At 65.6% G+C, this 13,012-nt stretch carries 12 protein-coding genes; all 12 read left to right on the top strand.

The window, feature by feature from the left end; translation table 11 throughout:
- The first annotated feature begins 375 nt into the window (after positions 1–375).
- The 12 genes from ACZ6TD_RS37600 to ACZ6TD_RS37545 all read left to right on the top strand — a co-directional run bounded on the left by ACZ6TD_RS37600 (position 376) and on the right by ACZ6TD_RS37545 (position 13,007).
- Positions 376–2,232, top strand: a complete 1,857-nt coding sequence (locus tag ACZ6TD_RS37600) for a non-ribosomal peptide synthetase (RefSeq protein ID WP_471345262.1) — start codon at positions 376–378, stop codon at positions 2,230–2,232.
- A gap of 942 nt (positions 2,233–3,174) precedes the next feature.
- On the top strand, positions 3,175–3,444 hold the full coding sequence (locus ACZ6TD_RS37595) for a hypothetical protein (protein ID WP_055558216.1): 270 nt from the start codon (positions 3,175–3,177) through the stop codon (positions 3,442–3,444).
- Entirely contained in the window at positions 3,441–3,797 is a 357-nt protein-coding gene (locus ACZ6TD_RS37590) for a hypothetical protein (protein WP_413810919.1), read from the top strand. The genes ACZ6TD_RS37595 and ACZ6TD_RS37590 overlap by 4 nt, the downstream gene beginning before the upstream one ends.
- Positions 3,798–4,327: 530 nt before the next feature.
- Positions 4,328–4,573 (top strand): hypothetical protein, encoded by a 246-nt coding sequence (locus tag ACZ6TD_RS37585; RefSeq protein WP_471345259.1) that lies wholly within the window; start codon positions 4,328–4,330, stop codon positions 4,571–4,573.
- A 455-nt stretch (positions 4,574–5,028) separates the two neighbouring features.
- Positions 5,029–5,373, top strand: coding sequence for an integrase core domain-containing protein (locus ACZ6TD_RS37580; protein ID WP_471345257.1), 345 nt, complete (start codon positions 5,029–5,031; stop codon positions 5,371–5,373).
- Between the two features lie 106 nt (positions 5,374–5,479).
- The gene (locus ACZ6TD_RS37575) at positions 5,480–6,517 is read left to right on the top strand and encodes a LuxR C-terminal-related transcriptional regulator (protein WP_471345255.1); all 1,038 of its coding nucleotides are present in this window, start codon (positions 5,480–5,482) and stop codon (positions 6,515–6,517) included.
- A 40-nt stretch (positions 6,518–6,557) separates the two neighbouring features.
- Entirely contained in the window at positions 6,558–6,782 is a 225-nt protein-coding gene (locus ACZ6TD_RS37570) for a hypothetical protein (RefSeq protein ID WP_471358406.1), read from the top strand.
- Positions 6,783–7,258: 476 nt separating this feature from the next.
- Entirely contained in the window at positions 7,259–8,596 is a 1,338-nt protein-coding gene (locus ACZ6TD_RS37565; protein WP_471345252.1) for a KamA family radical SAM protein, read from the top strand.
- Complete coding sequence (locus ACZ6TD_RS37560; RefSeq protein WP_471345250.1) at positions 8,593–9,447, top strand: N-acyl homoserine lactonase family protein; 855 nt, start codon at positions 8,593–8,595, stop codon at positions 9,445–9,447. The genes ACZ6TD_RS37565 and ACZ6TD_RS37560 overlap by 4 nt, the downstream gene beginning before the upstream one ends.
- Positions 9,444–11,306 carry an FAD/NAD(P)-binding protein gene (locus ACZ6TD_RS37555; protein WP_471345248.1) on the top strand — a complete coding sequence of 621 codons (1,863 nt, stop codon included), beginning with the start codon at positions 9,444–9,446 and terminating at the stop codon, positions 11,304–11,306. Before ACZ6TD_RS37560 ends, ACZ6TD_RS37555 begins: the two co-directional genes overlap by 4 nt.
- Positions 11,269–11,742 (top strand): cupin domain-containing protein, encoded by a 474-nt coding sequence (locus ACZ6TD_RS37550; protein ID WP_413810911.1) that lies wholly within the window; start codon positions 11,269–11,271, stop codon positions 11,740–11,742. The genes ACZ6TD_RS37555 and ACZ6TD_RS37550 overlap by 38 nt, the downstream gene beginning before the upstream one ends.
- Positions 11,739–13,007 (top strand): MFS transporter, encoded by a 1,269-nt coding sequence (locus ACZ6TD_RS37545; protein ID WP_471345247.1) that lies wholly within the window; start codon positions 11,739–11,741, stop codon positions 13,005–13,007. Before ACZ6TD_RS37550 ends, ACZ6TD_RS37545 begins: the two co-directional genes overlap by 4 nt.
- The last annotated feature ends 5 nt before the right edge of the window (positions 13,008–13,012 follow it).

The following is a 13,012-nucleotide window of genomic DNA, read 5'->3' as shown; positions in this document are numbered from 1 at the left end:
TAACGTGAGGGTGCCGTGGAGAGGTAAGTCGTCGTCCATCGACGAGGGGCACCGTTGATGTCGGCAACCCTATACGCCCGAACCTATTGATCCGCAGCGGTAAGTGTTCTGGGTCGTTGATCCCAGTGTGGGTGAACTGGTGGGGAATACAGGCAAGTTGTCTCCTGTCGGCGCAGGAGCGCTTCGGCTGCGGGCGGCGGTCGCGTTGGTGGCGGGCCGGCAAGCATCAGGTTCTCGATGGGGTGGAGCAGCAGGCGATCCGGCAGGCCGTGCTGGAGCACCGCCCCTGTATCGTTCCGTTGTCCGCTGGCCGAAGGTGTTCATGGGCTGCGGGCGGACGAGTTTCGTACTGCCGCCGATTGGAGAAGCAGCGCCATGAAATCAGGAATGATGCCGAGCGACGAATTAGACGGGCTGTTGAACCACGCCGACGCGGATTCCGCCATCATCTCGGACCACGGCGTACTGTCCTACGCTCAGCTACGCGAACGCGTCGGCCGCATTGCTGAGGTCTTCTCCCTCGCCGGCGCGGACGGCGGCGCGACGCTGGCGATCAGCCTGGAGCACGGCCCGGACGCCGTGGCGGTCATTCTGGCCGCCGTCGAGACCGGCGCGGCATTCGTCGTCCTGGACCGGGATCAACCCGCGCTGCGCAACCGTACGATTGTCGAGGACTGCGGTGCGCGCTACCTGGTGACTCATCCGGGCCCTGCCGGGGACCGGCTCGTCGCGGAGCTGTCGGGCCTGGGGCTCGGTGACATCCGTGTGGACGAGCGGACGTCGACCGCCACTATCGCCCACCTCAGCATGCTGCCGCACCGGGATGTCGTCCCGGCGGACACTGCCGTGATCGTCTACACCTCGGGATCGACCGGAGCACCCAAGGGCATTGTGCAGCGGCGCCGCAACCTGGACGCTTTCGCCAGGTGGTTTGTGGGCCAGACCGACCTTTCGCGGGGATCGCGGCTGTTCCAGTGGGCGCAGCACACGTACGACGCCGCGTACGCGGAGATCTTCGCCGCCTTGCGGGCAGGCGCCGCGCTGGTCATTCCGCCGACGCTGGTGAAGAACGACGTGACCAGGGTCGTCGAGTGGATCCGGGACCACGGCGTCACGCACGTCCAGACAGCGCCGAGCCTGTGGGGAGCGCTTCTGGACGCGGTGAGGAACCGCGCCCCGGAGGGCTTGACCGGGGTGACCGCCGTGACCAGCATGGGCGAGCAGCTCCACCCAAGCCTGGCGGAGAAAATGATGGCCGGCTTCCCCAACGCACGCGTGTTCAACATGTACGGCCCCACCGAGTGCATCATCGCGACCTGCCACGAAGTGACGGCGGAGGACGCGGCGAAGAGCACGCCCATCTCCATCGGCCGACCCATACCCGGGCGTGAGGTCATCCTTTGCGACGAAAACGGCGAACCTGTGCCCACCGGTCGGAGGGGTGAGGTCCGTGTGCGCAGCGAATTCCTCGCGTACGGCTACCTCAACAACGCGGAGCTGACCGCCTCGGTCTTCTTGCGCGACCCCCGCGGTGAACCTGGATTCCGGGTCTATCGCACGGGAGACCTGGCTCGGGAAGAAGGGGGAGCGCTGTACTTCGAGGGCCGCGCCGACGACCAGATCAAGATCCGGGGCGTACGGATTGAGATCGGCGAGATCGAAGCCGCCCTGGCCGCAGTGCCGGGCGTTATGCGCGCCGCTGTTCTGCCGCTGACGGAGGACTCCGCCGCGCCTCTTCGCCTTGTCGGCTACGTGCAGCCGGTCTCCGGAGAATTCCTCACGACGGTGATGCTCCGATCTGAACTTGCCGAACGGCTGCCCCTGAGCATGCACCCCACCCAGCTGTTCGTCGTCGACGACATGCCGATGACAACTACCGGTAAAATCGACCGGAAGCGGCTGCAGCCGCCCACGCCGCAGGACTCCGCGACCGCGGGCTTTACTCATTCGACGGCGGCGCAGCTCGCGGATATCTGGTTCCAGATCCTCGGCAGCCGGGCCGCGGACGAGGACGCGGATTTCCTCGCTCTGGGGGGTGACTCACTCTCTGTTCCGCGTGTACGCGAAGCAGTGGAGAACGTCTTCGGTGTCGCCCTGCCGCTGTCCGACTTCTTTGCCAAGCCTCGGCTTGGCGACCTCGCCGCTGTTATCGACGCCGCGATCGGCGAACGGCAGAGCGCCTCTGGGGGGCAAGGGGCCGCAGGTTCAAATCCTGTCATACCGACGGTGTGACCAGCCGGTTTGCCAGTAATGGCAGACCCGCTGACTGGCGTGGTGTGGTACTCGTTGCGTAGTCCACCGAGTACCTGGCGGCGCCTGATTGTGCCAGCAGGTAGGGGGATGATGTTCGGGTCGTCGTCCGGGGCTCGTAGGTCCAGGCTGCGGTGGGGCCGTCCCACGTTGTAGTGCTCGGCATACGTGGTGAGGACGGTGCGCAGATGTCGTTCGCCGGTGATCAGGAGCCGGTCGGTGCACTCGGTGCGGACTGTGCGTATCCATCGTTCGGCCGGACGCCAAGGGGCTTTGCCACGCCTTGACGCAGACCCTCCACGACGACCAGGACACCCGCGTGCGGACTGCGTGCGGAAACCGGCCCGGAGAGATCACCAGTGGTCATCCCCACCCCTGTCGCATGGGGAGCACAGTGCCGTGCTCCCACCCCGAAAGAGGGTCGGGAGCCGACAAGGGGTTCTTATGCCTCTCGATGCAGAGAGCATCCGGATCGATGGGGTGGCCTCAGGGGCCTACGGTTGACGACGGCACGCAGGGGCTCGGTACGGCGCCGGAGGTCCACCGGATCGGGTGACGGACGAATCGGACATCGTTGACACGTCCGCGAGTTGGGAGCACGAGGGCTCCCAGAGGGCTCCCCATCGCCCCTGCCCAGACACGGCAAAGGCCGCTTCCGCTACCTGCAGAAACGGCCTCCGACCTGCGAAAACGCTGGTCGGGACGACAGGATTTGAACCTGCGACCCCTTGACCCTCAGCCGCACGGCAACTCTCCGCGACGAGCCGTACCACTCTGTAGCAGAGTACTCGGGGTGTACACCGCCGTACGGAGCAAGAGGATACCGCTCCCTGCGCCCCTCCCGAGCAGGCCCATCCTGCTGCCACTCCTATATTCTGGCTCCTGTCGATTCCGGGTGCCCGAAAGCGCTAGGGAGGATGAGCCGTGAGGCCGGCCACCACCGCAAAGCTCCGCGCCAATGCCACGACCATTCGCCAGCTCGGACGTCGGCATGGCCTGCACTCCTTCGCCTTGAGCACCGAGCCCGGGGAACTTGTCGCCACCCTGGACGCCGACCGCTCCTACTTCGACATCACCAGCTTCGAATCAGACCTGTCCAGCATCCTCGGCGCCCTCGTGGAAGTCGTCCCACGCGGCCCCGGAGTGGAAGTCGAAGAAACCGAACCTCTGAACGACCTGCGTGGGGCGGCGTGACCAACACACGCACGGACCGGGAGAACCGGGAGCTGCTACGCCTGACCGATGCAACGGCAGCACTCGACCAAGCGCGCTCAATCCTCCGCGACGGAACACCCAAGCCGGGGAATGAGCGCCTCCTCGCCCTGGCCTACTGCATGCTCACCTTCGGCGAAATGCTCAAACAGGCATCTCACGGCACCGTGACACAGGCATACAGCGGCCCCATCGCACTGCGCGACAAACTCGCTCACGTCCCACACCGCAAGCTCAACGCCGAAGTACTCGCCACCTCCGTCGAACGAGCCACGAGCGAGATCCTTCCCCTGATACAAGCCCGCATCCAGGACCTGACCAACACCACCTCCTGAGTGGACGTTAAGTCCGTTTCTGGTAGCCGGCCTCGTCCAGGCTGGGTGAGGAAACCTTGGCGGGTGAGTCGTCCGAGGCGGCTGCGGGTGATGTTGACGGTCGCTTCGTCGGTGGGCATGCCGAGGAGTTCGTGCAGCGCACGGGCCCTGAATGCCCGGCCGGGGTGCTGGTTGAAGGCGTTCACGATGGCCTGGAGGGCGGTGCCCGTCTCGGGCGGGTCCGGTTCGGTTCCTGCCGGTACGGCCCCCGAGATGACCTTTTGGGCGGTGGCCAGCTCCGCGAGTCGGGCCTCGGTTTCGACCAAGGCGGCAGTGAGGTGTTCGATCTGGCTGCGCAGTTCCCCTGTGGGTGCACCCGCCACGTCCTGGCCGAATACCAGAGGCATTACAACGCGCACCCCCCACCGGGCTGGATGCCAACTACCTCCCCAGGCACACGAACAGCCACCTCCAGTCCTTGGGCCGACCAGTCGCCAAGTCCTGCGCTCACGCGTCCTCGGCGGCGTGATCAACGAGTACAGGTATGCCGCTTGACCAGGAGCAATAATTATTCGAGCCCCACAGGCGACGAGTTCCGGTTCGGCGTCGAGCAGGTCCAGCAGCGTCTCGCGCTCGTCGGCTTTCGCGGATGTGTCGGTGGCCAGCAGCCAGGTGATTCGGCGGAGCAGCTCGGTGGCCTTGCGCAGGCGCTTGTTGTAGCCGTGTACGTGCCAGAAACCTCATCCGTGCTGGTCACGACGAGCGAGCGCTGCGGTGGGTCGGCCGGTCAACCGTGACCGTAGAGGCCCCCGTTGCCGACCTAGCCTCCCCACACCAGCATCGTGGAGTGCTGCTGCGACTGCTCTACCTGACCTTGACGAGCATGCTCACCCTGGTACGGCTCCTACCGAAGAGTGACCGCGACAAGGAGGCAGAGATTCTGACGCTGCGCCGCCAACTCGCCGTGCTGCAGCGACAGACCGACAAACCAAAGTTCGCCTGGCCAGACCGCGCCCTGCTGGCCGCTCCCCCGCATCGCCTCCCTCCGGGCACGTCCAGGCCATCCTCGCCGCAGACTTCTTCGAGACCAAGACCCTGACAGGGGCCAGGCTGTACGTCCTCGCGGTGATCGAGCACGCCACCCGCCGCGTGCGAGTCCTCGGCGCGACCGCACATCCCACCGCCGACTTAGGTCACCCAGCTCGCCGTCCTGCGAGCCGAGGGCATCAAGGTCATTCAGACCGGTGTCCAGATGCCGCGCATGAACGCGATCATGGAGCGTTGGGTCCGGTCCTGCCGAACCGAGCTCCTCGACCGCACCCTCATCTGGAACCAGACCCACCTCCTCCGCGCGCTGCGTGAGTACGAGGCGTTCCACAACGAGCACAGGCCCCACCGCACTCTCGCAAGCGCCGCACCGCTCCACCCACTGCCCGAACCTGTCACCACCCCCGACCAGCTCGCCGATGCGATCAATGGCCGCCTCGAGCACCTCCGCGGCTCAGCGTTGGGCTTCCGGAACCTGACGCACTACATCGCGAGAAGCATTCTCGAAGTCGGAGGATTCAGACCCCACCTACACCCTCAAATGCGATGAGCCCGTTTTGTAAGTGACGGTTTCGCGCTCTTGCGCCGTTAGTGGCTGTTGGTGATCTTGTTGGCTTATTAGGACGGTCTTCAATTCCCGAAAGGGGAACATAGTCATGTCCACGTGCCCCACAAACCTGGAAGCCGACAAAACCGCCAACGCTGACAGTCGTCTGATGGTCGCCCTGTATGCCCTCGCGGCAGCCCGGGAAAGCGTCTCCCGCAACGAACTCTTGCAACTTGCGGACGCTTCGCCGGATGAGGCCGGACAGGCGATCGACAGGCTGCTCCAGCTCAAGGTGCTCACCGGCAAGCCCGGAGACCCCGTTCGCCTCGTACCCGTGGCGCCAGCCACCGCCTTCACCCAACTTCTTTTGCCGGCGATCCGGGAACTGCGCGAACGGCAGACGACGATCAACGAAGTGAGCGCGCAACTGGTGGATCTGCTTCCCGTCTACGAGAAAAGCGTCATGAAAGAGGTAAGGGAACACTCATTGCACCGTCTCGACAATGTGGATGCCGTCCGCCTGACCGTGTCCGAACTCTCGGCCCGCGCTACCAGGGAGATCCTCGTCTCTCAACCTGGCGGCCCTCGCCCCGAACCCGTCCTCAAGGAGGCAACGGACCGTGCCGTAGGCGTGCTTGAGCGTGGTGTACGCACGCGTACGCTCTATCCGTACGCGGCGCAGTTTCATCAGCCCACTGTCGACCACGTCTCGCCGCTTGTCGAGCACGGCGCCGAAGTCCGCGTTGTTACACAAGTGTTCATGCAGCTCATCGTCTTCGACCGCGAAGTCGCCCTCGTCGAGCTGGTTGGAAACCCCAAAGGCGCCTTGCTCATACGTGACCTGAGCGTCATCCACTTCCTGATCGGCGCCTTCGAGCGGGCTTGGGACAAAGCCCTGCCATTCCCGCTCGCCTATGAGCGGGAACAGATGCTGTTCAGCTCGGAGGAGATGAAGACGGCGATCGTGGAACTCCTCGTCGAGGGCTACGACGACAAGGTTGTCGCCAAGCGTCTCGGTATCTCCCTACGCACCTTCCAGCGCCACCTGGCCGCAGTTCTGCGCCGTATCGGGGCCCACAACCGGCTGCACGCCGGCTACCTGCTACGCGATCTCGGCATCCTCCACGAGAAGCGCGCCCAACAGTAAATTCGGCGATTCGCACGGTAGTTGCCTGTTGGCGTCGACCATGTCGCAATGCGTCGAAGTTCGAGACCGTGGCCCGCGTCTTCGGCGAGCGACTCGATGGCACCGGCTCGCCACGTGGACACGGCCGAATGGCGGCTACCTCCTCGCTCTCGGCGTCCTCGACGGCAGCGCCCGCGCCGTGGTGCGCCTGGCCACCGGGGCCGGCCTCGCCGTCGCGCCGGCCAGGGCCACTCCCCCTATGGCAGCGATCCGAACGACACCGTGATCCGCATCGGCCCCACTTACCGCTGAACCAGCGATCACATTCGACAACGAGCGCAACAAGGCCGGGCCACGCCCGGCCTTGTTGTATTTACGTTGAGGTCGGTGGACCGATTGGTACCGAATTACTCCTTTTGCCCTATGGCGGGCTTACGCCAGTCGCACGCACGATCACCTGCGACCGCGACAGGTGTCTCATTGTTCAAGCAGGATCGTGGTGCGCCGGACGGTATGCCTGGTGACCAACTTCGCCCATAAGTGCGACCTGAGGATGGTCGTGCATAAAACCGCAATAGCAATCGTCGGCATGGCATGTGCGGCAGTAGCTGTGACCTGAGTTGCCGCCACTGCTCCCGACGTGGTGAACCCTCAAGCAGCGCACGCTTCCGGAACCGCGGAGGATGATCTCGGCCGGGGGCGGAGGGTTCGGTTTGATGCTCGCCCACACCGCTCGGTTTCGAACAGGGAAAGGGACTCGAATTGAGTGTCGGCAAGTTCACGCCCTACAATGAAAAAACAATTCAACGCGCCCCGCAATGGGGGCGGGTGCCTGGGGAACTCCGCGAGGCCGTCACTGTGGTCTCCCAGGTTCTTCCGTTCCGCACCAATCAGTACGTGCTCGACGAACTCATCAACTGGGACAACATCCCGGACGACCCCATCTTCCGGCTGAACTTCCCCCACCGGGCCATGCTGGACGACACCGACTACGCCACCCTGCGGGATGTCATCGCCGCTGGCGACAAGGGGCAGATCGCGCTTCACGCGGGGAAGCTCCGCCAGCAGATGAACCCCCACCCGGCCGGCCAGCAAACCCACAACGTACCTGAGTTGGACGGCAAGGAAATGTCAGGGATGCAGCACAAATACTCCCAGACAGTACTGTTATTCCCTCAACACGGGCAGACCTGCCATGCCTACTGCACGTTCTGCTTCCGCTGGCCGCAGTTCGTCGGCGACGGCGAACTCGCCTTCGCCGCCAAGGATGCCCAGGGCCTGACCGCCTACCTCGCTCGCCACCGGGAGGTCACCGACGTCCTGATCACCGGCGGCGACCCGCTGATCATGCGGACAAACACTCTCGCCCGCTATATCGAACCACTCCTGACACCGGAGTTCGAACACATCCAGAACATCCGGATCGGCACCAAATCGGTCGCCTATTGGCCCCAAAGGTTCGTCACCGACCGGGATGCCGACGAACTCATCCGGCTGTTCGAGCGGGTCGTCACCGCTGGTAAGCACCTGGCGATCATGGGCCACTACAACCACCCCGCCGAGCTGCGCCCTGACATCGCACAGACCGCCCTGAAGCGGATCACGGCCACAGGTGCGAACATGCGCCTCCAGTCGCCGATGCTGAGGCACATCAACGACAACGCCGAGGCGTGGCGGGAGCTGTGGACGACCGGGGTGCGGCTGGGCGCCATCCCGTACTACATGTTCGTCGAACGCGATACCGGCGCCCGCTCCTACTTCGAGATTCCCCTGGTGAGGGCGTACGAGATCTTCCGCGACGCATACCAGAGGGTCTCCGGCCTCGCCCGCACCGTGCGCGGCCCGTCGATGAGCGCGTTTCCGGGCAAGGTTCTCATCGACGGCACCCCCACCATCCACGGCGAGAAGGTGTTCGCCCTTCAGCTCCTTCAGGGACGTCATGCGGACTGGGCGCGTCGGCCGTTCTACGCCGCGTACGATCCGGACGCGACCTGGTTCGACCAGCTCGTCCCGGCGTTCGGGGCGGAGAAGTTCTTCTTCGAGGACGAACTGCCGCTCCCGGCGCCCGAGGCTCGCGAACTGACGGTGGTGGGCGCATGAACCGGCCGCCGACCCACGAACTTCTCGCGCTCAGGTTCGGGACTCAGACGGGGCGACTCGCGCGGGAGAACTTCCTGTTCGCCGACGACCCCTGCGCCACCGACACTCCGGCCGGCTTCGACTTCTACATCTGGGTCATCCGAGGTCAGAATCAGGTGATCGTCGTCGATACCGGGTTTACCGCGCACACGGGTGCGCGGCGTGGCCGCGACCAACTTCACCACCCCGTCGAGGCCCTGGCCGGTCTCGGCATGGATCCCACCGACGTGTCGCATCTGCTGATCACGCACATGCACTGGGACCATGCCGGTCACCTCGCCGCCTTCCCCACGGCTCGCGTTCATCTCCAAGAGCCGGAACTCGCGTTCTGCACCAGCCGCGCCATGCGCCAAGCCGCACCCCGCCGCCCCTTCGAGGCGGAAGATGTGAACGCGGCGATTCGGCTGCTGTTCGACGAGCGCCTCACCCTGCACCAGGGCCCGGCTACGATTGTGCCCGGCGTCGAGGTGCACCCGGCCCCTGGACATACCCCCGGCCTTCAAGTAGTACGCGTTCACACGAAGCGCGGCTGGGTCGTGTTGGCGAGCGATTCGTCGCACCTGTGGGCAAACATCCGTCGCCGGGCCCCGTTCCCGATCCTCGACCACCTCGCCTCCATGGTCGAGGCGTACGAGACCGTCGAAGATCTGGCGGACGGCGTCGACCACATCATCCCCGGTCATGATCCTCAGGTCGCCACCCGCTTCCCCCAGGTAGAGGACGACCCCCGCTGGGTGCGGTTGCACGAGGAGCCCATAGCCCCGTACACCGACCCGGCGGCGCCGGCCCTGCGCGAGCGGGTGATCTCTTGAGGGCTGTTCAGGTCACGATCGTCGGGCTGGGGCCGCGCGGCCTCGGCATCCTCCAGCACATCGCCCAGCGAGCCCACCAGCTCCCCGAGGGCGTTGAGCTGAACGTCCACCTTGTCGACCCCGGCGACACCGGGCAAGGAGCACACTCCAACCGGCAGCCCGACCATCTGCTCACCAACACGCTCGCCAGCCAGCTCACCATGTTCCCCGGCGGTGGCGGCCCGTCGTTCACCGATTGGGCCCAGCAGGTTGGCTACCGCCGCTTCTCAGGTGGCTACTACCGCACGGGCGCGGCAGGCGGGGAGCCGATCGGGCCGCACGACTACCTGCCGCGCAGCTTGCTCGGTGAGTATCTCTCCTTCGCGTCCGACCACACCCTCAGCTCGCTGCCCACGAGCGTGCGAGTGGTGCACCACCGGGCTCGCGCCATCGACATGGAGGAGCTCTCCCCGTCCGGCAGGTACGTGGTGCGGACCGAGAACGGCTACGAGATTCCCTCCGATTTCCTGTTCCTCGCCACCGGGCACTCCCGACGCACCCCCACCGACGAGGACATCCGGTTCGAGAATTTCGTCAGCGAACACCAAGGCCGCAATGACCGCCTCGCCTACCTGGCCGACTGCTACCCGGTCGACAAGCTTGGGCGCATCGCTCCCGGGGCCACGGTGGCCGTGCAGGGTTTCGGGCTGACCGCCCACGACGTCATCGCTCACCTCACCATCGGCAGGGGCGGACGTTTCGAGGGCGACGGCCACGACATGCGCTACATACCGTGCGGGCGTGAGCCGAGCATCCTGTTGTTCTCCCGTCAGTGCCTGCCCGCCGCCGCACGCGGCATCAACCAGAAGGGCCTCGCCGGCGCCTACCAGCCGCGCTTCTTCACCCTCGAGGCCATACGCGGATTGCGTGAGCACGCGAGGCGGAAGCGCGGCAGCGCGCAGATCGACTTCGAGGCGGAAGCCGTGCCGCTCCTACGTCGGGAAATGGGCTACGTTTACCGCTCCACGCTGGAGCAACGTCATATCCGGCCCAGCCAGTACGAATTCACAGCGGCCGATCAGGCCGCCGTCGACGCCATCGTCGACCCGCTGGCCGGCAAGAGCTTCAGGAATCTGGACGCCTTCCGCGCCTTCTTCACGGCGTTCGTCACCGAGGACCTGGAGCATGCCGAGGAAGGCAACCGGACGAGCCCTGTCAAAGCCGCCACCGACGCCATCCGGGACATCCGCGCCAGCCTGCGCGAGGCCGTCGAGTTCTCCGGCCTGACACCGGATTCGCATCGGGTGTTCAACACCCGATGGGTGCCGCTCATGAACAGGATCTCGTTCGGGCCACCCCGCCGCCGTAACTACGAACTTCTCGCCCTGATGAACGCTGGTGTGGTCGATCTGGCCGGAGGACCGGGCTGCCGTATCATCCCCGACCCTGAGACGGCCCGGTTCACCGTTGAAACCCATTTCACCGACGGCCCTACCGTCCGATACGCCGACGCCTTAGTGGCGGCGCGCCTGGACTTGTTCCACCCCGAGACGGACAGTTCCCCGCTGACCGCCCGCCTGCTGGCACGCGGTTTGATCCGTCCCTATCGCAACGGCTCCTACGAGCCGGGCGGTGTGGACATTACGCCCAGCGGCCGCGTCATCGCCAAGGCCGGGACGCCGCTCACAGGTGTATGGGCTGTCGGATACCCCGTCGAAGGGCCGCGGTACTACACGTACTACCTGCCCAGGGACGGGCAGAAGTCGCGATTCACGGACGAGGCGAACGCCGCCGTGTGCGACATGTGGCAGCAACTCACGATCCTCGAGGAGGATGATTCCCGTGCCGATCGGCAGCGGCAGTCAGTTTCCATACCCTGACTTCAAAAAGCGCTACGACACCCTGCTGCCCGAGCCGGTGATGTGGCGGTGGGCGGACACCGCCGGCCGGCTCAGCGACACAGAGCACCCCGAACGCGGCACGCTCGCCCTGTCTCTGCCGAACGGCAGCGCCGAAATCATCCGTGATGTCGCCGTCGCCTACCAGGTCATCCCCGCCGGGAAGAACACCACCCCGCACGCGCATACCTGGTATCACCTGTTCGTCGTGCAAGCCGGCACCGGCACTGTCACCTTCCACGACACCAGCGAGACAACCGATCTGAGCCTCGGGGACCTTCTGCTCGTCCCGGCCTGGTCGCTGCACCACTTCGACAACCCCACGAGCCAGAACCTCGTCCTGCTGAACCTGATGAACATCCCGCTGTTGGCCGAGCTGGGGAACCTGGCCTCCAGGCAGTCGGAGCCCGGCGCGTGACCGCGCAAGAGGTCGGCGAGGTGGCACCCGCCGCGCGAGCTGCCCACTCAGCGGGCTCGTACAAGTGGGTCGTGCTCGCCGTCGCCGTTACCGCGCTGACTTCCGGCTCGATCGTCTACTCCGGCGTCAGTGTCCTGCTGCCGTTCTGGAAGAACACCTACCACCTGTCCGCGGCCACCGCCGCTCTCGCAGCCACGGCGATCCAGGCCGGGCCGATCGCCTCGATGCTGATCATCGGGCGGGCCATCGACCGCTACGGAGAGCGCTGGGTCGTCTCTCTTACAATGATCGCCATGGGCGTCACGGCGTTCATCGCCGCGGCCGCGGGTCGCCATTACCCTGTGCTGCTGCTGTGCATCCTGGTGATGGGCGCCTTCTACGGATCTATTCTGCCTGGCGGGCAGCGAGCCATCACCCGATGGTTCGAACCCGGCCTACGAGGTATGGCCACCGGTATACGCCAAGCCGGTCTGCCCATCGGCGCCTCCATCGCCGGGGCGATCCTGCCCGCCGTCGCCCTGCACCGCAGCTGGACCGCAGCCATGATCGTCCAGGGAGCGGCCGGCATCCTCGGGGGCGTGGTCTTCGCCACCTTCTACCGCCAGACGGGTGACGCCACGACGAGTGCGCGAAAGGCGCCGGTGAACCTGCGCCGCTTGATCCTCGGCCTCGTGCGCGACAGGGCTGTCCGCTCGCTTCTCATCGCCGGACTCGCCTTGGCCGCGTTCCAGTACGTGTTCTCCGTGCAGATCTTGATCTTCCTCAACGATCACCTACGCATCCCGATTGTCACGGCCGGCTTCATGTACTCGGTGGCCCAGGCTGCCGGGATCGCCGGCCGGATCGGTCTCGCCTGGATCAGTGACCGTTTCTGGCCCGGCATGCGGATGCGCTCGCTGAAGTGGCTTCTCGCCTTCTCCACGATCCCGATCACCGCGCTCAGCACGTTGACCCCCGGCTCGCCTCGCGTGCTTGCTTACACGCTCTGCACGCTGCTGGGCCTGCTCAGCGTCGGCTGGTACCCGCTCTACCTCGTACAGATCACCGACATCGCCCCCCAGCATGCGGTCGCCTCCACCATCAGCTTCGCGATCACCCTGAATCAGGTCATCGCCGCCACCATGCCACCGTTGTTCGGCGCGCTCGTCGGCGCCACCGGCTACACGGTCGGCTGGCTCTTCCTGGTGGTCATTCTGATTCTGACGGCTACCCAACTGCACCGCACTCAGGCCGCCCCGAACCCCATCGCTTCGCAGACCTCCTGAAGGGA

The organism is Streptomyces yongxingensis, assembly GCF_055597465.1.
Note: the sequence above shows the minus strand (reverse complement) of the source record. Positions and strands in the feature narration are given on the sequence as shown.